The organism is Streptomyces sp. NPDC023527 (assembly GCF_055560115.1).
In genome coordinates this window covers 208,099-229,501 of record NZ_JBVHJJ010000009.1, presented here as the reverse complement: position 1 = coordinate 229,501, position 21,403 = coordinate 208,099, and the positions used below count along the sequence as shown (strand labels likewise).

At 71.9% G+C, this 21,403-nt stretch carries 18 protein-coding genes; 7 read left to right on the top strand and 11 right to left on the bottom strand.

Going from position 1 to position 21,403, the window contains the following annotated elements; translation table 11 throughout:
• The first annotated feature begins 38 nt into the window (after positions 1 to 38).
• Positions 39 to 875, top strand: coding sequence for a transglutaminase-like and tetratricopeptide repeat-containing protein (locus ACZ303_RS19655; RefSeq protein ID WP_467340574.1), 837 nt, complete (start codon positions 39 to 41; stop codon positions 873 to 875).
• Between the two features lie 15 nt (positions 876 to 890).
• Here ACZ303_RS19655 and ACZ303_RS19650 read toward each other — a convergent pair whose 3' ends face one another.
• The 9 genes from ACZ303_RS19650 to ACZ303_RS19610 form a co-directional block, all read right to left on the bottom strand.
• Entirely contained in the window at positions 891 to 2,030 is a 1,140-nt protein-coding gene (locus tag ACZ303_RS19650) for a PP2C family protein-serine/threonine phosphatase (protein ID WP_467340572.1), read from the bottom strand.
• A gap of 299 nt (positions 2,031 to 2,329) precedes the next feature.
• A complete protein-coding gene (locus tag ACZ303_RS19645) occupies positions 2,330 to 2,977 on the bottom strand; it encodes a response regulator (protein WP_467340570.1) in 648 nt (215 codons plus the stop codon).
• A gap of 58 nt (positions 2,978 to 3,035) precedes the next feature.
• Positions 3,036 to 4,310, bottom strand: a complete 1,275-nt coding sequence (locus ACZ303_RS19640) for a histidine kinase (RefSeq protein WP_467340567.1) — start codon at positions 4,308 to 4,310, stop codon at positions 3,036 to 3,038.
• A 35-nt stretch (positions 4,311 to 4,345) separates the two neighbouring features.
• On the bottom strand, positions 4,346 to 5,089 hold the full coding sequence (locus ACZ303_RS19635; protein WP_467340565.1) for an ABC transporter permease: 744 nt from the start codon (positions 5,087 to 5,089) through the stop codon (positions 4,346 to 4,348).
• A complete protein-coding gene (locus ACZ303_RS19630) occupies positions 5,086 to 6,039 on the bottom strand; it encodes an ABC transporter ATP-binding protein (protein ID WP_467340563.1) in 954 nt (317 codons plus the stop codon). The genes ACZ303_RS19635 and ACZ303_RS19630 overlap by 4 nt, the downstream gene beginning before the upstream one ends.
• A 193-nt stretch (positions 6,040 to 6,232) precedes the next feature.
• Positions 6,233 to 9,013, bottom strand: a complete 2,781-nt coding sequence (locus tag ACZ303_RS19625) for a hypothetical protein (RefSeq protein WP_467340561.1) — start codon at positions 9,011 to 9,013, stop codon at positions 6,233 to 6,235.
• Between the two features lie 177 nt (positions 9,014 to 9,190).
• Positions 9,191 to 9,577, bottom strand: coding sequence for a DUF6113 family protein (locus ACZ303_RS19620; protein WP_467340560.1), 387 nt, complete (start codon positions 9,575 to 9,577; stop codon positions 9,191 to 9,193).
• Between the two features lie 5 nt (positions 9,578 to 9,582).
• Complete coding sequence (gene mshB, locus ACZ303_RS19615) at positions 9,583 to 10,476, bottom strand: N-acetyl-1-D-myo-inositol-2-amino-2-deoxy-alpha-D-glucopyranoside deacetylase (protein ID WP_467340558.1); 894 nt, start codon at positions 10,474 to 10,476, stop codon at positions 9,583 to 9,585.
• Between the two features lie 58 nt (positions 10,477 to 10,534).
• Positions 10,535 to 10,729 (bottom strand): hypothetical protein, encoded by a 195-nt coding sequence (locus tag ACZ303_RS19610; protein ID WP_215084753.1) that lies wholly within the window; start codon positions 10,727 to 10,729, stop codon positions 10,535 to 10,537.
• A gap of 184 nt (positions 10,730 to 10,913) precedes the next feature.
• Between ACZ303_RS19610 and ACZ303_RS19605 the strand changes: the two genes are divergently transcribed.
• From ACZ303_RS19605 to ACZ303_RS19580, 6 genes are all read left to right on the top strand, one after another.
• Positions 10,914 to 13,034: a S9 family peptidase gene (locus tag ACZ303_RS19605; RefSeq protein WP_467340553.1), complete on the top strand. Its 2,121-nt coding sequence runs from the start codon at positions 10,914 to 10,916 to the stop codon at positions 13,032 to 13,034.
• A 218-nt stretch (positions 13,035 to 13,252) separates the two neighbouring features.
• On the top strand, positions 13,253 to 14,230 hold the full coding sequence (locus ACZ303_RS19600; RefSeq protein ID WP_467340552.1) for an ABC transporter permease: 978 nt from the start codon (positions 13,253 to 13,255) through the stop codon (positions 14,228 to 14,230).
• Positions 14,231 to 14,325: 95 nt separating this feature from the next.
• Positions 14,326 to 16,119 (top strand): ABC transporter substrate-binding protein, encoded by a 1,794-nt coding sequence (locus ACZ303_RS19595; RefSeq protein ID WP_467340550.1) that lies wholly within the window; start codon positions 14,326 to 14,328, stop codon positions 16,117 to 16,119.
• Positions 16,120 to 16,215: 96 nt separating this feature from the next.
• Entirely contained in the window at positions 16,216 to 17,193 is a 978-nt protein-coding gene (locus tag ACZ303_RS19590; protein ID WP_467340549.1) for an ABC transporter permease, read from the top strand.
• 19 nt (positions 17,194 to 17,212) lie between these two features.
• On the top strand, positions 17,213 to 18,229 hold the full coding sequence (locus ACZ303_RS19585) for an ABC transporter ATP-binding protein (RefSeq protein WP_467340547.1): 1,017 nt from the start codon (positions 17,213 to 17,215) through the stop codon (positions 18,227 to 18,229).
• An 11-nt stretch (positions 18,230 to 18,240) separates the two neighbouring features.
• A complete protein-coding gene (locus ACZ303_RS19580; protein ID WP_467340545.1) occupies positions 18,241 to 19,353 on the top strand; it encodes an ABC transporter ATP-binding protein in 1,113 nt (370 codons plus the stop codon).
• Here ACZ303_RS19580 and ACZ303_RS19575 read toward each other — a convergent pair.
• Together ACZ303_RS19575 and ACZ303_RS19570 are read right to left on the bottom strand one after the other, a co-directional pair.
• The gene (locus ACZ303_RS19575; protein WP_467340543.1) at positions 19,350 to 20,405 is read right to left on the bottom strand and encodes an ABC transporter ATP-binding protein; all 1,056 of its coding nucleotides are present in this window, start codon (positions 20,403 to 20,405) and stop codon (positions 19,350 to 19,352) included. The two genes, ACZ303_RS19580 and ACZ303_RS19575, sit on opposite strands and share 4 nt — an antisense overlap.
• Positions 20,395 to 21,399 carry an ABC transporter ATP-binding protein gene (locus ACZ303_RS19570; protein ID WP_467340541.1) on the bottom strand — a complete coding sequence of 335 codons (1,005 nt, stop codon included), beginning with the start codon at positions 21,397 to 21,399 and terminating at the stop codon, positions 20,395 to 20,397. The genes ACZ303_RS19575 and ACZ303_RS19570 overlap by 11 nt, the downstream gene beginning before the upstream one ends.
• Positions 21,400 to 21,403 lie beyond the last annotated feature (4 nt).

The window sequence follows — 21,403 nt, the reverse complement described above, 5'->3', positions numbered from 1 at the left end:
GGCTTCCGCCCGTCGCCCCGACCGGGTACGAGGCAGCTATGTACGACACCACTGGCCGGCGGGAGCGGTTCGCGGAAGCGGCCCGGGAGGAGCGGCCCGACCTCGCGCTGCTCTGCCTGCTGATCGCCGCCGAGGCGGACCCGGAGGCGGGCGAGCCCGCGCTCGACGCCGCGCAGATGGAGCTGGACCGGCTGGCGGGGCTGCTGCCCGCGCTGGGGCGGCACGCCGAGCCCCGGCAGTGGGCCGAGGCCCTGGCGGGGCTGCTCGGCGAGCGCTGCGGCTTCCACGGCTCGCCGGCCGACTACCGGCGGCTGGAGTCCTCGCTGCTGGGCGAGGTGCTGCGGCGGCGGCGCGGGCTGCCGATCCTGCTGTCCGTGGTGTGGATGGAGGTCGCCCGGCGGGCGGGGGCACCGGTGTACGGGGTGGCGCTGCCCGGGCACTTCGTCGTCGGCTTCGGCAACCCCTTCGGGCACCACATGCTCTGTGACCCCTTCGAGGGCGGGCGGCCGCTCTCGGACGAGGACGCCGGGCTGCTGATCGCCGGGGCGACCGGGACGCCGCTGGCGCCGTCGATGTTCTCCCCGGCCGAGCCGCTGGAGATCGTGCTGCGCGTGCTGAACAACATCCGCGCCTGGGCCGCCGCGCGCCCCGAGCGCAGCGACGTCCAGCTGTGGGCCGTCGAGCTCTCCCTGCTCCTGCCCACCCACCCGGCGCGGCTGCGCTACGAACGGGCGGAGCTGCTCGTCGAGCGCGGGGACTTCGTGGGCGGCGCGCACGAGATGGAGGAGTACGCGGAGGTGCTGGACACGGTGGAACCGGCCGTCGCCGAGTCCGTACGCCGCCAGGCGCGGGCGGCGCGGGCGATGCTGAACTGACGGGCCGGGCGCCGGTCACTCCCGCCCGAGCGGCACCCTCTCGGCGGGGACCGTGGCGGGGCGGTCGCCGCAGGTGCGGACGTTGCGCAGGATGAGGACCGCCGCGTCGTCCTTCAGCTCGCCGCCCGTGTAGTGCTCCAGGTCGGCGCGGAGCGTCCGGGCGAGCTCGGCGGGGCGCAGGTGCGTCCAGTGGGTCAGGCGCTCGCGCAGGGGGTAGAAGTGGCCGTCGGCGTCGCGGGCCTCGGTGACGCCGTCGGTGCACAGCACGACCCACTCGTGCGGGTCGGGCGGCGCGTCGACGCCCAGCCGCGGCTCGCCGGTCAGCCCGCCGAGGCCGAGCGGCAGCCCGGAGCGGCCGGGGATCCGCTCCTCGACCTCGTCGCCGCGGATCAGGTAGTACGGGATGTGGCCGCAGGACAGGACGCGCGTACCGGCGTCCGGGCCGCCGACCTCCAGCAGCAGCGCGGTGACGAAACGTTCGTCCGCGCCGGTCAGGGACAGGGCGCTGTTGTGCCGCAGGAGGGCGCCCTCCATGTGCTCGGCGACGGCCTCCAGGTCCGCCTCGTGATAGGCCGCCTCCCGGAAGGACGTGAGCACGGCGTGACCGGCGCCGATGGCGGGCATGCCCTTGCCCTGGACGTCGCCGATCAGGACGCGCTGCCCGTACGGGCTCTCCACCACCTCGTAGATGTCACCGCCGACCCGGGCGCCCTCCTGCGCGGAGATGTAGAACCCGGCCACGCGCAGCGGGCCCGCCGTGATCGGCAGCTCGCGCAGCATGGTGCGCTGCACGGCGTCGGCGACCATCCGGGTGCGGTCGTAGGCGGCCTCGCGCTCCAGCAGGGCCGCGCACAGGGCGACGGAGAAGCCGGCGACGAGCAGGGCCCCGAGGACGGTGACGAGCGCGCTGAGGGTGTCCCAGTCCGGTACGACCACGCAGTGGACCACCGTTTGCGCGGCGGCGAAGGCGCAGCCGACGACGACGGTGCGGCGGAAGGAGCACAGCCGGGCGGCGATCAGCGGCATGACGCTCGCGACCAGGGCGAGCCGCAGCCGGACGCCCGTCATGCAGTCGAGGGCAGCGAGGGCGACGATCGCGACGACCAGCAGGACGGCCAGGAGACGTCCGCCGTCGGGGACGCGCTTGATCTGCACGACGGCTTTCCCTCCCTCTGATCCCTTTGGCCAATGGAACCCCTCGGGGCCCATGGGTCCCTCGGATCGTCCTCTGACACGCGGCGCGCTCGTAGGGACCCTACGACGGCGATATGACAGCCGTGCGACAACCGGCCGGGTGTCCGACCCGTACGGCCCCAGCAGTCATGATCCCCTGCCGGGTGACCGGCGGCGAAGGGCCCTTGGTCCTGTACCCGGGGGGCCTGCGCCCGGGGTCCCTCCGTCCGGCAGTTCCGTGCCCTGGGCGCGCCGAGGTCACATGGGGCGGGAGCCGGGGGCTAGAGCCAGCCCTTGTCCCGGGCGATGCGGACGGCCTCGGCCCGGTTGCGGGCGCCGGTCTTCTGGATGGCGGTGGAGAGGTAGTTGCGGACCGTGCCGTGCGAGAGGTGCAGGGCCCTGGCCAGCTCTGCGTTGGTCGAGCCGTCGGCCGAGGCGCCGAGCACCGCGCGCTCGCGGTCGGTCAGCGGGTTCGCTCCCTCGGCGAGCGCGGCGGCGGCGAGCGTGGGGTCGATGACCCGCTCGCCGCGCAGCACCCGGCGCAGGGCGTCCGCGAGCTGGGCCGCGGGGGCGTCCTTGACCAGGAACGCCTCCGCGCCCGACTCCATCGCCCGGCGCATGTACCCCGGCCGCCCGAAGGTCGTCAGGATCACCACCTTGAGCTCCGGCAGCTCACGGCGGACCAGGGCGGCCGCGTCGAGGCCCGTCATGCCCGGCATCTCGATGTCGAGCAGCACCACGTCGAGGGCGTGCGCGCGGGCGGCGGCGAGCACCTCGTCGCCCCGGGAGACCTGGGCGACGACCTCGATGTCGCCCTCCAGGCCGAGAAGGGCGGCCAGCGCCTCCCGGACCATCGACTGGTCCTCCGCGAGCAGCACCTTGATGGTGCGTCGGGTGTCGGGGTCGGCGGGGGCGGGCTGTTCAGTCACCTCGACAGCGTAGGCCGTGCCCGCGGCGTGCGGCCCCCCGCACCGCACGCCGCGGAGTCTATGAGGCGCCCAGGGCGCTCGCCGGGCCGTCCTCGGTCACCGCGGGGCGCGAGAGCGGTACGTACGCCCGCAGCCGGAAGCCTCCCCGGGGGCCCGGCCCGGTCTCCAGCCGGCCGTCGGCGAGGGCCAGGCGCTCGCCCAGGCCGGTCAGGCCGTTGCCGTGCGGGCCGACGGGCCCCTGACCGTCGTCGGTGACCGTCAGGCACAGCTCGTCCCCCGACTCCACGAGCGTCACCTCGCACCGGCGCGCCCCGCTGTGCCGCACCACATTGGTCACCGCCTCGCGCAGCGCCCAGGCCAGCGCGCCCTCCTCGTCGGGCGGCAGGTCGGCGACGGCGGCACCGCCCGCGCCGTCCGGGTCGCGGCGGACGGCCGCGGCCCGGTCGAGGTCGGCGACGATCCCGGCGGCGGCCAGAGCCGTACGGGCCCCGGCGATCTCGGCGTCCAGCGTGGGCCGCCGGAAGCCGCTCACCGCCTCCCGCACATCCACCAGCGCCTGCCGGCTGACCCGCTCGATGTCCGCGACCTGCTGGGCGGCCTGGTCGGGCTTGTCCGGCAGCATCCGCCCCGCCAGCTCGCTCTTGAGCGTGATGAGCGACAGGGAATGCCCGAGCAGGTCGTGCAGATCCCGGGCCAGCCGCAACCGCTCCTCGTTCGCGGCGAGATGGGCGACGGTGGCCCGCGCCTCGCGCAGCGCCCGCGTCGTACGGGCCATCTGCCGCACCCCCACCATCGCGAAGCCGCCGAGCACCGCCGGGATGACGAGCACCGGCAGGAAGTCGGACGCGTCCGGGGTGTTGACGCCGACGACCACCAGCACGCCCGTGACCACCAGGATCAGCAGCCGCGCGGACTTGGTCGGCAGAACCGCGCCGACCCCGACGCAGACATAGACGAACAGCACCAGCCAGGCGGCGCCCAGCGTCAGGGACAGCACGAGCGCCATCACCATCAGCACGCCGAGCGCCGTCAGCACCCGGGCCCGCTCGATCGGCCGCGAGGTGTGCCGGAAGACGAGGGCGAGGTAGCACAGGACGAAGGCCAGCAGGCCCAGTCCGCCGAGCACGTCGGCGGTCATCGTGTGATGGTCGCCCAGGACGTCCTCGGCGGGCGCGGCCAGATAGGCGAACCAGATCCCGATCCAGAGCAGCTTGATGGTCATCTGCCGCCGGTTCTCGGGCTGCTCCCCGATGCGGACGCTGTCCACGTCCGGGGAGTCCTCGGCCTCGACGGCGGCCTGCCACAGCCGCCGCCCGCGCTCGCGTAGGGCCATTGCCCCTCTCCTTGGTCTTCCTGGTCCCGGCCCGGTCAGGCCTTACGGGTGTCCTTGCGGTACAGCCAGGCGGCCGCGCCGGCGAAGAGCACAAGATAGACGACGAGAACACCGACGTCCTTGAGGTGCGGGGCGCCGCCCTGCTCGATGGCCTGGCCGAGCGCGGCGTAGGCGTGGGTGGGCACCCACTCGGCGACGTTCTGCAGCCAGTGCGGGAAGGTCGTGGTCGGCATCCACAGGCCGCCCAGCATCGACAGGCCGAAGTAGATGATGAACGTGATGGGACGGACGGCGTCACCGGTGGCGAGATAACCGACCGCCACCCCGAGCGCGGCGAAGACGATGCTGCCCGCCCATATCGCGCCCGTCAGCGCGAACCACTGCCACGCCGCGTCGAACCGCACGTCCTTGACGACCGCCGCGACGAGGAAGACGACCAGGATCGAGGGCAGCGCGACCACGGCGGCCGAGGCGACCTTCGCCGTCACATACCCGCGGCCGGGCAGGGCGGTGAGCCGCAGCTGACGCGTCCAGCCCTTCTCGCGCTCCTTGGCTATGCGCTCGCTGTTGCCGACGAGGACGGCGGTGATGGCGCCGAAGGATGCCATGGAGACCATCATCAGCAGCGGCAGGGTCAGCCCCGTGCCCTCGATGACGTCCGTGCTGCTCGCACCGCCGGCGATGAGGAGATACAGCCCCGCGGGGTAGAGCACGGAGAAGAACATGAACTTCTTGTTGCGCAGGGTGCGCGCGATTTCCAGCTTGATCAGGGTGTTCATCGGGCCGCCTCCTCGGCGGTCGCTGCGTCGGTGATGGCGATGAAGGCCTGCTCCAGGCCCAGGCCCGCGACCTCCAGATTGCGCGGGTAGAGGCCGAGCGCGTACACGGCGTGGACCGTCGCGTCGGGGTCGTTCGACTGGATGCGCACGGTGCGGCCCGATATCTCCAGGGAGTTCAGGAACGGCAGCTCCCGCAGCGCGGCCTCGCTGATGTGCCCGTCCAGGTCGAAGACGACCCGGCGGGCGCCGGCCTTGGCCTTGATCTCGGCGGCGGAGCCGTCGGCGAGGACCCGGCCGCGGTGCAGGACGATCACCCGGTCGGCGATCGCGTCGGCCTCTTCGAGGTAGTGCGTGGCGAAGAGGATCGCGCGGCCCTCCCGCGCCTGCGCCCGCATCACGCCCCAGAACGCCTGCCGGGCCGTGACGTCCATGCCCGTCGTCGGCTCGTCCAGCACGATGAGCTCATTGGCGCCGGCCGTGGCGAGCGCGAACCGCACCCGCTGCTCCTGGCCGCCGGAGAGCTTGTTGACCTTGCGGTCGGCGATGTCGGTGAGGTCGGCCTGGCGCAGCACCTGCTCGACCGGATAGGCACGCGGGTGCAGATCGCAGGCCAGCCGCACCAGCTCACGGACCGTCACGTCCTCCATCAGGCCGCCGCTCTGGAGCATCGCCCCGACCTTGCCCTGGACGATGGCCTGCTGCGGGGTGGTGCCGAAGACCTCGACGCGGCCGGCGTCGGCGTTGCGCAGGCCCAGCAGGAGGTCGAGCGTGGAGGACTTGCCCGCGCCGTTGGGGCCGAGCAGGGCGACGGTCTCGCCGGGGAAGAGCTGGAGGTCCAGCTCCGAGACGGCGCGCACCTCGCCGTAACTCTTGCTGACATCGGTGAAGCTGACCACGGGTGCTGCGGTGCGGTGCCCGTCCCCCGTGAACTTGCGTGCTGTGGTGGTCATGCATTCATCATCACGGCCCGGCCCGGCCGGGGGCAGTGTCAGCCGTCGTGTGCTGACGATGACAGATGTCATGGGTCCGATGACAGAAGCGAGCCCCCGCGCCAGGCGTGGCGCGGGGGCTCGGTCACAGCGAGAAGCCGCAGGTGAGACCCGCAGCTGGGAAGCCGCGGGCGGGGAGCGGCGGAGGCGGTGATCAGCTGAGCGGGATCACTCCGACGCGCTCGGCGGGCGTCTTGCCGAGCAGCGCCTTGCGGAGGGCGCCGACGACGTCCTGCGGCTGGACGGGCGTCTTGCTGCCGTCACCGCGCTGGATGGTGACCCCGTTGAACGCGGCGCCGTACAGCTCCTTGAGCGCTTCGAGGTTGTAGTTCTCGACGAGCTTGCCGTCCACTTCCTTGACCGCCAGGATCTTCGGCAGCGAGCGGTCCGGACCGAACTGGATCTTGTGCGCCGGGTCGGTCTGGATGGTGACCAGGCCCGACATGGCCGGCTCGGCGAAGGACTTCATCATGCGGTCGACCTCGGCCCGGTCGACCTTCGGCTGCTGGTTGGCGCTGGGCAGCTCGACGGTCTTGTCCTGCCCCGTCGCCGCGCGGTCGCGGTACGCCTTGGCGACGGCCGCGACGGCCTTGTCGCTGTCCAGGCCCACGTACGGCTGCCCGTAGACGGCCACGGCCTTCCCCGGCTCGAACTTGATCGTGCCTTCCTTGGCCGCGCCCGCCTCGCCGGCCAGCGTCTTCAGCGCGGCCGCGATCTTCTCCTCGTCCGCGGTGATCGTCGGCTCGGCCGCACGGGTGCCGCCGACGAGCGAGGGAATGACCGTGAGGGGGTTGTAGTCCCGCCCGGACGCCGCGCGCACCGTGGCCTGCGTGTCGATGGACAGCCCCGCCACGGACGGCTTGAGCTGCACCTCCTTGCCGCCGATCGACACCTTCAGCGGGTCGGTCGCACGGCCGCCGAGCGCGGAGTCGAGCTTCTGGACGGCCTGCTCCTTGGAGCTGCCGCCGATGCCCACACCGAGCACGGTGGTGCCGTTCGGTACGTCGGCGTGGTCGAGCAGCAGGCCCGCGCCGTAGGCGACGCCGACCAGGGCGACGAGCGCGCCGCCGAGCAGCACGACCTTGGAGCGGCCCTTCTTCTTGGGCGCGCTCTTCGCGGCGGCCTTGGGCGCGGCCGCGGCCGGCTTGGTGCCCGGCGCGGCCGCCTTGGGCTTGGGCACGGGCACCCGGGGCGCCCCGCTGTCGACGGGCCCCGCCTTCTGACCGGGACCGGCGGGCGGCGGGACGGCGGGAACGCCGCTGACGAGCGTCGCGGAGGACCCCTGACCTGCGGCCGCGGGGGCCTTGGAGCCGCCCTTCTTGCCGCCCTTGCCGCCCTTGGGGGCCTTCTTCGACTGAGACTGCTGACTCTGCTGACCCTGCTGAGGAGCCTGGCCCGCCTGCGGGCCCTTCGGCGACTGCGGGGAGGGTACGCGCGGGATGCCTTCGCGCGGAGTGTCCGTACGCCCGTCGGCGAAGGCACCCCCGGGGGCGCCGGGGAACGGCGAACCGGCTCCCTGGCCCATGGTGGGCGCGGGGAACTGCTGCGTGCTCTCCACAGCCTCCGACCACGGCGCGGCGCCCTGGCCGGGCGGCGGTACGACACCGGCCTGCGGAGTGCCCGGTACGACGGGGTTCGCCCCCGTGGTGGCGCCGGACCACGGAGTGGTGCCGGTGGTGGTGGCGGGCCAGTCGTCGACGGGCGAAGCGGAACCCTGTCCGGCACCCGCGGAACCATCGGCCGGCCACGGCGTGGCACTCGTCGTCGACGAACCACCCGGCCAGTCGTCCACCGGCGCACCCGACTGCCCAGGCGCACCCGTGCCCAAGGCGTCGCCCTGCCACGGCGTCGCACCCGTCGTCGACGAGCCCGCCGACGAACCGTTCGAGGAACCGATCGGCCAGTCGTCCACCGGCGAAGCGGAACCCTGCGCGGCAGGCGGGACGGAGGTGTCCCGCTGCCAGCGTGCCGCGCCGTTCGCGGAAGAGGAATTCGCGGAAGAAGAGGCACCAGAAGACGGGCCACCCGGCCAGTCATCGGTCTGCGGGGCACCCGAGGCCGAGGGAGCGCCCTGCCACGGGGTGGTGCCGGTGGTGGTGGCGGGCCAGTCGTCGACAGGCGAAGCGGAACCCTGCCCGGCACCCGCCGAACCATCGGCCGGCCACGGCGTGGCACTCGTCGTCGACGAACCACCCGGCCAGTCGTCCACCGGCGCACCCGACTGCCCAGGCGCACCCGCACCCAGGCCATCGCCCTGCCACGGCGTCGCACCCGTCGTCGACGAGCCCGCCGACGAGCCGTTCGAGGAACCGATCGGCCAGTCGTCCACCGGCGAAGCGGAACCGGCGGGCGGCGGCGTCTGAGCCGGGGCCTGAGGCCGCGGGGCGCTCTGCGGGGCCGGGGCGGCACCGTCCGCGGGCGCACCCTGGCGACGGGCCGGGGGCGGCGGAGGCGCGCCCGCACCGGACTTGCGCGGAGCGAACCAGTCGCTGGTCTTCTCCTTGCCCGTCGGCCGCTCGCCCTGCGCCTCCTGGCGCGGCGGGGCCACGGAGGGCTCGGGGCGCCGGGGCAGGGCGGGCTTGCGCTCCTCGTCCCGGCCGGAACCGGCGGCGGGGCGGGCGCCCGGGACGGCGCCCGGCACCGCGGCCGGGCCCGTGCCCGGTGCGGCGGCGCCCTTGGCGGGCGAGGCGTCGTCGACGGGCGTGCGCATGATGACCGGCGGGATGGGCCGCGAGCCGGGGATGTTGATGCGGATCCGCGTCGTCAGCGTGGTCTCGGTCTTCGGCTCTTCCGGCTTCGGCGCCACGGCCGGCTCCTCGCTGCCGCCTCCGTCATGGGACGGATGGCTGGTTCCGTACGGCGGGGTCCCCGACGGGTAGGCGGCGCCACCGCGCCCCTGGGGCCCGGAGGACGAACTGTCAGATTCACGGCTCAAAGCAGGTTCTCCCGGTTAGCTCCGCCGCCCGTCATGACCTCGCTCGGGCGGCTCGGCGGCGCGCACCACCATACTGGGCACCACGGACGCGCACTTGACGGCTGCCGGATCACCCCGGCGGGAGGGGGCGCGGGACGCCTCTTCGAACCCCGGGCCCCTCAGGCAGAAATCATCACGTCACTTGCCAAGTCGGACTGCGGCGCCGTCCGGTTGCGGCACTTTCGGTAGCGTGGCGCACATCACAGCCACGAGCATCCCGCCCAGCAGGAAGCCGTAGGAGCCCAGGCCCGCGGCGAAGAGGAAGTCGCCCTCCGCCCGGCTCGCGGTCAGCAGCAGCACCGCGACGAGCCAGCCGGCGCCGGGCGCCGCCCCGCCGATCCGGGTGCGGGTCAGGGCGATCCCGCCGTAGCAGACGCCGGCGGTGGCGAGCAGGGCCAGCAGCAACCCGCCGGGGAACCAGCCGCCTTGTACGAGCGCCCCCGCGGCCCCCACGAGCGCCCCGAGGACGGTCAGGCCGGCGTAGGCGCCCAGCCGGGCGGCGTTGAGCGTGGGAGGGGTCGTCATGCCGGTCACGCGTCCACCCCCGCGAACAGGTCGTCCTCGCGCGGTGCGGCGGCCCGTCCCCGGACCAGCTGGTAGTACTCGTCGGAGAGGAGCGGCTGCCCCAGGTCGTTGGAGAGCGCGAAGAAGGGGCCCGCCACGACGATCTGGGTGGCGTGGGCACGCATCGCGGCCGCCTTCGCCGCCGCGTGGGCGGTGCCGTCGATCGCGGCCGTGACCTCCTCGTCGGGGACCACGCCCGGCACATCGGTGACCGAGGCGATGCCCGGGAAGGGGCTCTCCGCGCCCGTTCCGCGCAGCCGTGCGAAGCCCTCTTCCAGGACGGAGAGCGGCACGCGGTTCCAGTAGACCTTCTCGATTTCGTGCGCGTCGCCCAGGTCGCGGCGGAACGCCTTCTCCCCCGCCAGCTCCACGGCGCGCATCGCGACGCGGTGCGCCTGGATGTGGTCGGGGTGGCCGTAGCCGCCGTCGGGGTCGTAGGTGACCAGGACCTGGGGGCGCACCTCGCGGATGACCTCCACGAGGTGGGCGGCGGCCTCGTCCACGTCGGCCCGCCAGAAGCACTCCGGGCGCTCGTTCGGCGGGGTGCCCAGCATCCCGGAGTCGCGGTAACGCCCCGCGCCGCCGAGGAAGCGGTGGTCGGCGACCCCCAGCTCCTTCATCGCGGCGGACAGTTCGCCGGCGCGATACGGGCCGAGGGCGTCGTCGCGGTCGGCGACGAGGTGCGCCAGATCGGCCGGGATCACTTCTCCCTCTTCACCGAGGGTGCACGTCACGAGGGTGACGTGGGCACCCTCGGCGGCGTACTTGGCCATGGTCGCGCCGTTGTTGATCGATTCGTCGTCCGGATGCGCGTGCACCAGGAGCAGCCGGCGGCCAGGCGAGAGGGAGCGGTCGGTCATGGGACCAGCCTACGAGCCCCGGGGGCCCGGTGGGATGCCCCCCTGGGCGCCCGGCCGCTCAGAACTTGATGTTGCCGATCATCGTATTGACGCTGGACGTCAGCTGGTGGAGCGTCGGCGCGATCGACGAGCTCGCGAGGTAGAAACCCAGCAGCACGCAGACCGCGGCGTGGCCGGCCTTCAGCCCGGACTTCCGGACCAGCATGAAGACGATGATCGCCAGCAGCACCACCGCCGAAATCGAGAGTGCCACAGCGGTTCACCTCCAGGGACGCGCGGTCGGACGGACAACGTGCGGAAGGCATACGGATGCCGTCCGGCAATAACCAGCTATGCGCCAGTGATCATAACTTTCCGGTGCCCGGTCATCACTCGGTGCACAGGAGCAAATTCGGGGCGCACGGCGACTTCTCGCCGCCCCGCCGTAGGCTCGCCACATGACCGGACAGCTCTCGTTTCCGCGGCAGCACGCCCGTACGCAACGTTTCTCCCTCGGCGCGCCGCGCGCCTTCACCGTGTCCCCCGACGGCTCGCGTGTCGTCTTCCTGCGCTCCCGTTCCGGCACCGACAGGTCGGGCGTGTTGTGGGTGCTCGACCTCGACGCCGGGCGGGAATATCCGGCCGCCGACCCCGCGGTGCTGCTGGGCGGCGCCGACGAGGAGTTGTCCGCGGAGGAGCGGGCCCGGCGCGAGCGCAGCCGGGAGGGCTCGGCGGGCATCGTCGGCTACGCGGTGGACAGCGCGGCGGAGTTGGCGGCGTTCGCGCTGTCGGGCCGGCTGTACGTGGCCGAGCTGCTCGCCGGCACCGCGCGCGAACTTCCCGTCCCCGGCCCGGTGGTGGACCCGCGCCCCTCGCCCGACGGCCGCCGTGTCGCGTACGCGGCCGGTGGCGCGCTGCGCGTGGTGGAGGCGGACGGCAGTGGCGACCGCGCCCTGGCCGAGCCGGAGGGCGACACCGTCACCTGGGGGCTGGCGGAGTTCATCGCGGCCGAGGAGATGGGCCGTTCACGTGGTTTCTGGTGGGCGCCGGACGGCGAGTCGTTGCTGGTGGCCCGCGCCGACGACGCGCCCGTACGCCGCTGGTGGATCGCCGATCCCGCCAACCCCGGCCATGAGCCGGCCCGCGTCGCCTACCCGGTGGCGGGGTCGGCCAACGCCGAGGTGACGCTGTCCCTGCTGCGGCTGGACGGCGGCCGCACGGACGTCGTGTGGGACCGCGAGCGGTATCCGTACCTGGCCCGCGCGCACTGGTCGGCCGACGGCCCTCCGCTGCTGTTGGTGCAGGCACGCGACCAGCGCGACCAGGCGTATCTCACCGTGGACACCGCGTCCGGCGCCACCCGCGTGCTCTGCGAGGAGAGGGACGCAAACTGGCTGGATCTTTTCGCTGGTGTGCCCGCATGGACCCCGAATGGCCGACTCGTACGAATCGCCGAAGAGGGCGGTGCGCGGGTCCTGGTGGCCGGTGATCGGGCCCTGACGGGGACCGATCTGCACGTACGGGCCGTCCTGGACGTCGGCGCCGATGACGTGCTGGTGTCGGCGTCCGCCGGGCCCGGGGCGACCGACCCGGAGACCGGCGAGGCGCATGTCTACCGCGTCGGCGAGGGGGGCGCCGAGCGGGTGTCCGAGGGACAGGGCTGGCACTCGGCGGTGCGTTCGGGGGAGGTCACCGTGCTGGTGTCCACGTCACCGGAGCGCAGCGGGGCTTCCGTTCAGGTCCTGCGCGACGGCGTGCGGGTGGCGACCGTGCCCTCCTACGCACAGGAGCCGGTGCTGAGCGCCCGCGTGCGCCTGACCGAGGCGGGCGCGCGCCGCATTCCGTGCGCCGTCCTGCTGCCGACCGGCTACACGGAGGGCGACGGTCCGCTTCCCGTGCTGATGGACCCCTACGGCGGGCCGCACGGACCGCGCGTCGTGGCCGCGCACAACGCCCACCTGACCTCGCAGTGGTTCGCCGACCAGGGCTTCGCCGTCGTGGTCGCCGACGGCCGCGGCACCCCGCACCGCTCCCCCGACTGGGAGAAGGCCGTCCGGGACGACTTCGCCGGCATCACCCTGGACGACCAGGTCGACGCCGTCCGGGCGCTGGCCGAACGCTTCCCCCTTGACCTGGACCGGGTGGCGATCCGCGGCTGGTCGTACGGCGGCTATCTCGCGGCGCTCGCGGTGCTGCGCCGCCCCGATGTCTTCCACGCGGGCATCGCGGGCGCCCCGGTCACCGACTGGCGGCTGTACGACACCCACTACACCGAGCGCTATCTGGGCCACCCCGACGAGCAGCCGAAGGTCTACGCCCGCAATTCCCTGGTGACCGACGGCGGGCTGTCCGAGGCGGCGGAGCGGACACGGCCGCTGATGATCGTCCACGGCCTCGCGGACGACAACGTGGTCGCCGCGCACACCCTGCGGCTGTCCTCGGCGCTGCTCGCGGCGGGCCGGCCGCACGAGGTGCTGCCGCTGTCGGGGGTGACGCACATGACCCCGCAGGAACAGGTCGCCGAGAACCTGCTGCTGCTCCAGGTCGACTTCCTCAAGCGGTCCCTGGGCCTGGCCTGACCGCTCGGCGGTCCTTCGCGCGCGGCGTGCCCGACAGCCCTGTCAAGCACGCCGCGTCGTCGATCCGCTCAACCTTCGCTCAAGAAGTCCGGGGCTGCCGCGCATTGCCGGCAGCCCTCTTGACTGCGCTGTGAATCCATTGCCAAAGTCCGCTCAACCCATCGCGCGCACCGCGTTCGCGAGGGGGCGACGAGACGACAGTGCGGGGGATTTACGCGATGACGAGTCCTTCCCTCCTCCCGATGGCACAAACGGAGTTGGCCGGCCGTTCACCCGGACAGCTGATGTGGCGGCGCTTCAAGCGGGATCGCTCGGGGGTCGTTTCCGCGTATGTCGTGGCTTTCTTCTTTCTGGTGGCGGTGGCGGCACCGCTGATCTCGAAGCTCTACGGCAAGAACCCGACGACGACCTACGGGATCGACGAGCCCGGTCTGCTGAATGAGTTCGGCTACCCCGTGAATCCCAATGGGGGGATGTCCGGGCGGTTTTGGTTCGGTATCGAACCCACCCTGGGCCGCGACGTCCTGACCCAGCTCGTCTACGGAATCCGTACCTCCCTCCTCATCGCCCTCGCGGCCACCGTCCTGTGCGTCCTGACGGGCGTCCTGGTGGGCGTGACCGCCGGCTACATCGGCGGCCGGACCGACTATCTGCTCGGCAGGTTCATCGATCTGCTGCTGGCCTTCCCCTCCCAGCTGTCGTTCATCGCCTTCACGCCGGTCGTCTACTCCCTCTTCGTCAGCCCGGAGAAGGAGACCCCGACGTATCTGCGGGTGCTGACGCTGATCCTGGTGCTGTGGGTGCTGGGCTGGATGGGCCTGGCGCGGTTGCTGCGCGGTCAGGTGCTGAGCCTGCGCGAGCGGGAGTTCGTCGAGGCGGCCAAGGTCACCGGCGCGTCGCCCTGGCGGATCATCACCAAGGAGCTGCTGCCCAATCTGTGGACGCCGATCCTCGTGCAGTCGACGCTGATGCTGCCCTCGATCGTGACCATCGAGGCGGGCCTGTCCTTCATCGGCGTCGGCATCCTGGAGCCCACACCCGACTGGGGGCGGATGTTCGCCAACGGCGCCCACTACTACGAGAGCGACATCACCTACATCTTCTTCCCCGGCCTCGCGATGATCGTTTTCGTGGTCGCCTTCAACCTGCTCGGGGACTCGGTCCGGGACGCCTTCGACCCCCGGACCGCCCGCTGAGGACCGTACAACCGGGACACGTACGACCGAGGACACACGCACGGCCGAGGACATGCACGGAACCGGATCCGACGGACAGGCAGGTGCATCGACCCATGAAGACGTCACTCAGGCACAGAGGCCGGCTCCCCGCCGCCGCGCTGGCGGCGGGAGCGCTGTTACTCGCCGCGTGCAGCAGCGGGGGCGGGGGTGGCGGCGGGGACAGCAGTGAAGGGCCCGGCACGGACAAGAACAAGTCCGCCAACTACTCGGTCGGCACCAAGGAGGACTCGGCCGGCCCGGCCCCCGAGGTGAAGGGGGCCAAGAAGGGGGGCACCGTCGGCGTCCTCCAGCGCGACGCCTTCGTGCACCTGGACCCGGGGCAGATCTACTACAGCGACATGCTGGCCAACCAGATGCTGTACAACCGCACACTCACCTCCTACAAGGTGGACGACAAGGGCCAGGTCAAGATCGTCGGCGATCTGGCCACCGACGCCGGCACGGCGTCCGACGGCGGCAAGACCTGGAAGTTCACGCTCAAGGACGGCCTGAAGTTCGAGGACGGCTCGCCCATCACCTCCAAGGACGTGCGGTGGGGCGTCGAACGGCTCTACGCCGCCTTCGAGACCGACGGCCCGCAGTACGTCCCGCAGTGGCTCTCCGGTGACGGCACCGCGTTCCGCAAGGCGCTCCCGGACGGTCCGTACAAGGGGCAGCACCTGCCCGCGTCCGTGCTGGACACCCCGGATGACAAGACGATCGTCTTCCACTTCCGCGCACCGCACGCCGACACGCCCTTCGCCACCGCGATGCCCAACATCGGCGCCGTCAAGGCGGAGAAGGACACCCAGCGCAAGTACGACAACGCGCCCTTCGCCTCCGGCCCGTACAAGGTCGGCACGTACAAGGTCGGCAAGTCGCTGACGCTCGTACGGAACGAGCACTGGGACCCCAGGACGGATCCCATCCGCCACCAGTACGCGGACCGGTTCGAGATCAGCTTCGGCCACCAGTACGCCGACTCCACCCGCCGCTACCTCGCCGACCAGGGCGCCGACAAGAACACCCTGTCGTTCAGCAACGCCGTCGCGCCGGAGATGACCGAGAAGGTCCTGGGCCAGGCGGACACCAAGGCGCGCCGCCACCTGGAGATCCAGCCGTACGTCGACTACATCAGCTTCAACATGGACCGGCTCAAGGACGTCCGGGTGCGCAAGGCGCTCGCGTACGCCATGCCCAACGGGCAGATCCTCCAGCAGAACGGCGGCGCCAGCGCGGGGGTGATCGCCACCAACCTCCTCTCGCCCGCGATGGACGGCTACCAGCCGACCGACCCGTTCGGGAAGAAGGCGAAGCCGGCCGGTGACGCCGACAAGGCCAGGGAGCTGCTGAAGCAGGCGGGCAAGGTCGGTCAGGAGATCGTCTACGCCTACCCCAATACGGACATCCAGCAGAAGATCTCCGTGGTCGTCACCCAGGCCCTGGAGCGGGCGGGCTTCAAGGTGCAGAAGAAGGAGATCGACTCCAACACCTGGCGGACCGCGATCGCCGAGGTGAAGAACAAGTTCGACATCTATCGCACCTCGTGGGGCGCGGACTGGCCCGTGGCCTCGACCGTCGTGCCGCCGCTCTTCGACGGCCGGCAGATCGCCGACGGCGCGCAGAACTACTCCCACCTCGACAACCCAGCCGTCAACGCCGAGATCGACCGCATCAACGCGATCCCGGACGTGAAGAAGGCGGCCCCCGAGTGGCAGAAGCTCGCCGAGAAGATCCTCAAGGAGGACGTACCGGGCGTGCCGACCTTCTACAACAGCCAGTTCTCCCTGTGGGGTTCCCGCCTCGGCGGGGTGCGGTACCAGCCGGTCTACGGCACCGTCGACCCGACCGGCGTCTACGTCAAATAGCGCGTCGGGGACGTACGGCCGGGCCGGCACCCGGTCCCGGCCGTACGCACCGGCGCCCCACCGAAGGAAGCCGACGCCGACCGGAAGACCGCGACCATGCTTCGATTCCTCGCCCGCCGCTCGCTCGGCGCGATCGTCATCATCCTGCTGATCAGCGCGATCACCTTCGCCATCTTCTTCGCGCTGCCCTCCCAGCCGGCCCTGATGTCCTGCGGCAAGAACTGCACCCCGGACGCCATCGCCCTGATCAACAAGAACCTGGGCCTCGACGAGCCGGTGCCGGTCCAGTACTGGCACTACATGGTGGGCATCTTCGCGGGCCGTGACTTCTCCGTCGGCCACTGCCCGGCCCCCTGCTTCGGCTACTCCTTCTCCAACCAGCAGCCGGTCTGGGGCACCATCGTGGACCGCTTCCCGACCACGCTGTCCATCACCCTCGGCGGCGCGGCCGTCTTCCTCGTCGTGGGCATCGGCATCGGCATGATCGCCGCCGCCTTCCGGGGCACCTGGATCGACAAGTTCTTCAGCTCGCTGTCGCTGGTGGGCAACGCCCTCCAGATCTACTTCGTCGGCGTCATCGCCCTCGCGGTCCTGGTCAGCGGGTTGCACTGGATGGACAACCCCGCCTACCACCCGATCACCGAGAACCCCGCGAAGTGGTTCACGGGCATGCTCATCCCCTGGCTGGTGCTGTCCATCATCTTCATCGCCAACTACAGCCGGATGACCCGCTCGCAGATGATCGAGCAGCTCGGCGAGGACCATGTGCGCACCGCCCGCGCCAAGGGCCTCTCCCGGCGCACGGTCTTCTTCCGGTACGCCTGGCGGGGCGCTCTCGCGCCCATCGTCACCATCTTCGGCATCGACCTCGGCTCGCTCTTCGCCGGCGCGATCATCACCGAGTTCACCTTCAGCCTGCACGGGCTGGGGCGGCTCGCGGTCTCCTCCGTGAGCGAGACCGACCTGCCCACCCTGATGGCGGTGATGCTCGTCGGCTGCACGGCGATCGTCATCGCCAACATCGTGGTGGACGCCGCCTACGCCTTCATCGACCCGCGCGTACGCCTCGCCTGACCGTCAGGAGAACCCGACCGTGACCGCGTTCCTTTCCGTACGCGATCTGTACGTCCGCTTCGCCACCGAGGACGGCACGGTCAAGGCCGTCGACGGCCTCTCCTTCGACCTGGAGCGCGGCCGGACGCTCGGCATCGTCGGGGAGTCCGGCTCGGGCAAGTCCGTCACCAACCTCGCCGTCCTCGGGCTGCACGAGCCGCGCTCCACCGAGATCAGGGGCCACATCACGCTGGACGGGCAGGAGCTCACCGGCGCGCCGGAGTCCACGCTGGAGAGGCTGCGCGGCGCCAAGATGGCGATGGTCTTCCAGGACTCGTTGACGGCCCTCTCCCCGTACTACACCGTGGGCCGGCAGATCGCCGAGCCGTTCCGCAAGCACACGGGGGCGTCGAAGCGCGAGGCCCGGCTGCGGGCGGTCGAGATGCTGGAGAAGGTCGGCATCCCCAACGCGTCGCTGCGCGTGGACGACTACCCGCACCAGTTCTCCGGCGGCATGCGGCAGCGCGCGATGATCGCCATGGCCCTGGTCTGCGATCCCGAGCTGCTGATCGCCGACGAGCCGACGACCGCCCTGGACGTCACCGTGCAGGCGCAGATCCTCGATCTGCTCAAGGACCTCCAGCAGCAGACCGGTTCGTCGATCATCCTGATCACCCACGACCTGGGGGTCGTCGCCCATACGGTGGACGAGCTGCTGGTGATGTACGCGGGCCGGGCCGTCGAGCGCGGTACGGTCCGCGAGGTGCTGCGCTCGCCCCGGCACCCGTACACCTGGGGGCTGCTGGGCTCCATGCCCCGCCTGGCGTCCGACGTCGAGGAGCCCCTCACCCCCATCCCCGGGACGCCGCCGAGCCTGCTGGCTCCGCCGCCCGGCTGTCCCTTCCACCCGCGCTGCGCGTACGCCGACGAGGTCGGCGGCGACCGGTGCCGCACCGAGCGCCCGGAGCTCGACACGGGCCACGGCGCCGCCTGCCACCTCACGGCCGGGCGGCAGCGGGCGGTCTTCACCGAACGGATCAGGCCCCGACTGGGCTGAGGAGCCTCACCATGACCGACAGGATTTCCCTGCCCGAGCCGCGCGAGGCGCCGGGCGAGCCGCTGCTCGTCGCCGAGGGGCTGACCAAACACTTCCCGATCATGGGCGGCTTCCCCGTCAAGCGGAGGGTCGGGGCGGTCCAGGCCGTCGACGGCATCGACCTGACCGTACGGGCGGGCGAGAGCTTCGGCCTGGTCGGGGAGTCCGGCTGCGGCAAGTCCACGACCGGGCGGCTGCTGACCCGCCTCCTGGAGCCCACGGCGGGCCGGATCACCTATCAGGGGCGGGACATCACACACGCGCGGCGCCGCGAGCTCGCGCCGATCCGCTCCGAGATCCAGATGATCTTCCAGGACCCGTACTCGTCGCTGAACCCCCGGCAGACCGTGGGGAAGATCGTCTCCGGGCCGATGGAGATCAACGGCGTCGATCCGGCGGGCGGCCGCGAGCGGCGCGTGCGCGAGCTCCTGGAGACCGTCGGACTCAACCCCGAGCACTACAACCGCTTCCCGCACGAATTCTCCGGCGGTCAGCGGCAGCGGATCGGCGTGGCCCGCGCGCTCGCCCTCGAACCCAGGGTCGTCATCGCCGACGAGCCGGTGTCCGCCCTGGACGTCTCCATCCAGGCGCAAGTGGTCAACCTGCTGCAAAGACTGCGGCGCGAGCTGGGCATCGCGTTCCTCTTCATCGCGCACGACCTCGCGGTCGTACGGCACTTCTCCCAGCGGGTGGCCGTGATGTACCTCGGCAAGATCGTCGAGGTGGGTGACCGCGACGACATCTACCGCCGCCCCCGCCACCCCTACACCCACGCCCTGCTCTCCGCCGTCCCCGAGGCGGCGGACCTCACGGACGAACCCGCCACCGCGCCCCGCGAGCGCATCCGCCTCGCCGGTGACGTCCCCTCGCCCATCCGGCCGCCGTCCGGGTGCCGTTTCCGCACCCGCTGCTGGAAGGCGGAGGAGAAGTGCGCCACACAGACGCCACCGCTGGACCGGCACCAGGGCAGTGCGGTGGGGCATCTGACGGCGTGCCATTTCCCCGAACCGCCGACCGTGGAGCGCGAGGTGGAGGTGATCCTGGACCCGGCGCTGCGGACCGGCCCGGAGGAGGGTCAGCCCTAGGGTCCTTCGGCGTCGCCCTCCGGCGCGACCACCGGGCGCTCCTCCGCGTAGTGGCAGGCCGAGTCGTGCGCGGCGGGGTCGGCGCCCTCCTGGAACCAGTCCGGCACCTCCAGCGGCGGCACCACCAGCGCGCACTTCTCCTTGGCCTTCCAGCAGCGGGTGCGGAAGCGGCACCCGGACGGCGGGTGCGCGGGCGAGGGGACGTCGCCCGTCAGCAGGATGCGTTCTCCCCGCCGGCGCGCCCGCGGGTCGGGGACGGGGACGGCCGACAGCAGGGCCTGGGTGTAGGGGTGCGTGGGGTGCTCGTAGATCTGGGTGTCCGTGCCCACCTCGGCGAGCCGCCCCAGATACATCACCGCCACCCGGTCGGAGATGTGCCGCACCACGGACAGGTCGTGCGCGATGAAGACGTACGACAGCCCGAACTCGCCCTGGAGCCGCTCCAGGAGATTGACCACCTGCGCCTGTACGGAGACGTCCAGCGCCGACACCGGCTCGTCGGCGACGATCACCTCGGGGCGCAGCGCGAGCCCCCGGGCGATGCCGATGCGCTGCCGCTGGCCGCCGGAGAACTGGTGCGGATAGCGGTTGATGTACTCCGGGTTGAGGCCGACGACGTCGAGCAGCTCGCGCACCTTCTGCCGCCGGCTGCCCTTGGGCGCCACCTCCGGGTGGATGTCGTACGGCTCGCCGATGATGTCGCCGACGGTCATCCGAGGGTTGAGCGAGGTGTACGGGTCCTGGAAGACCATCTGGATGTTGCGGCGTACGGCCTTCAGCGCGCGCCCGGAGAGCTTGGCGAGGTCCTCGCCCTTGTAGCGGATCTGTCCGGCGGTCGGCCGCTCCAGGCTGACGAGCAGCTTGGCGACCGTCGACTTGCCGCAGCCGGACTCCCCGACGATGCCGAGTGTCTCGCCGCGCCGCAGGTCGAAGGAGACGCCGTCGACGGCACGGACGGCGCCCACCTGCCGCTTGAAGAGGATGCCCTGGGTCAGCGGGTAGTGCTTGACGAGGTCCCGCACCTCGAGAATCGCCTCGCCGTCAGCGCTCATCGAGGGTGTCCTTCCAGAAGTGGCAGGCGCTGGCGCGGCCGGGGGCCACGGTGAAGAGCGGTGGCCGGTCGGTGCGGCAGATGTCCTGGGCCCGCGGGCAGCGCGGGTTGAAGGGGCAGCCGGGCGGAATGGCCGTCAGATTGGGCGGCAGGCCCTTGATCGCGTAGAGCTGCCGGCCCTTCTGGTCCAGGCGCGGGATGGAGTCGAGGAGCCCGCGGGTGTACGGATGCGCCGGCGCGGCGTACAGCTGGTGCACCGGGGCGGTCTCCACGATGCGGCCCGCGTACATCACGGCGATCTTGTCGGCGACGTCCGCCACGACACCGAGGTCGTGGGTGATGAGGATGAGGCCCATGTTGTACTCGCGCTGGAGCTCGGCCAGCAGGTCCATCACCTGGGCCTGGACCGTCACGTCCAGCGCGGTCGTCGGCTCGTCCGCGATGATCAGGTCCGGCTCCAGGGCCAGCGCCATCGCGATCATGATGCGCTGACGCATACCGCCCGAGAACTCGTGCGGATAGTCGCCGACCCGCTCCTTCGCCGCCGGGATGCGCACCCGGTCCATCAGCTGGACCGCCCTCGCCCGGGAGTCCTTGCGGGTCATCCGCTCGTGCACCTCGTACATCTCGGCGAGCTGTGCGCCCACGCTCATCACGGGGTTGAGCGAGGACAGCGCGTCCTGGAAGATCATGGCCAGCTTCGCGCCCCGCAGGCGGCGGCGCGTCTCGGCGGGCATGGTCAGCAGGTCCTCGCCGCGGAAGAGGACCTCGCCGCCGGTGACGAAGCCGGGGGGCGAGTCGAGGATCCCCATGATCGCCTGGGCGGTGACCGACTTGCCCGATCCCGACTCCCCGAGCACGGCCAGCGTCTCCCCGGCGGCCACGCTGTAGTCGACGCCGTTGACCGCCTTGGCCACGCCGTCCCGGGTGCGGAACTCCACCCGCAGGTCGCGCACGTCCAGCAGGGGCGTCGGCTGGTCGTCCTGGTGCTCCATCCGG

Coding starts and splice junctions, on each gene's coding strand:
- ACZ303_RS19655 (WP_467340574.1), top strand. CDS start 39: ATGTACGACACCACTGGCCGGCGGGAGCGGTTCGCGGAAGCGGCCCGG.
- ACZ303_RS19575 (WP_467340543.1), bottom strand. CDS start 20,405: ATGAGCGCTGACGGCGAGGCGATTCTCGAGGTGCGGGACCTCGTCAAG.
- ACZ303_RS19640 (WP_467340567.1), bottom strand. CDS start 4,310: ATGGCCCTACGCGAGCGCGGGCGGCGGCTGTGGCAGGCCGCCGTCGAG.
- ACZ303_RS19590 (WP_467340549.1), top strand. CDS start 16,216: ATGCTTCGATTCCTCGCCCGCCGCTCGCTCGGCGCGATCGTCATCATC.
- ACZ303_RS19605 (WP_467340553.1), top strand. CDS start 10,914: ATGACCGGACAGCTCTCGTTTCCGCGGCAGCACGCCCGTACGCAACGT.
- ACZ303_RS19570 (WP_467340541.1), bottom strand. CDS start 21,399: ATGGAGCACCAGGACGACCAGCCGACGCCCCTGCTGGACGTGCGCGAC.
- ACZ303_RS19600 (WP_467340552.1), top strand. CDS start 13,253: ATGACGAGTCCTTCCCTCCTCCCGATGGCACAAACGGAGTTGGCCGGC.
- ACZ303_RS19630 (WP_467340563.1), bottom strand. CDS start 6,039: ATGACCACCACAGCACGCAAGTTCACGGGGGACGGGCACCGCACCGCA.
- ACZ303_RS19620 (WP_467340560.1), bottom strand. CDS start 9,577: ATGACGACCCCTCCCACGCTCAACGCCGCCCGGCTGGGCGCCTACGCC.
- ACZ303_RS19635 (WP_467340565.1), bottom strand. CDS start 5,089: ATGAACACCCTGATCAAGCTGGAAATCGCGCGCACCCTGCGCAACAAG.
- mshB (WP_467340558.1), bottom strand. CDS start 10,476: ATGACCGACCGCTCCCTCTCGCCTGGCCGCCGGCTGCTCCTGGTGCAC.
- ACZ303_RS19595 (WP_467340550.1), top strand. CDS start 14,326: ATGAAGACGTCACTCAGGCACAGAGGCCGGCTCCCCGCCGCCGCGCTG.
- ACZ303_RS19580 (WP_467340545.1), top strand. CDS start 18,241: ATGACCGACAGGATTTCCCTGCCCGAGCCGCGCGAGGCGCCGGGCGAG.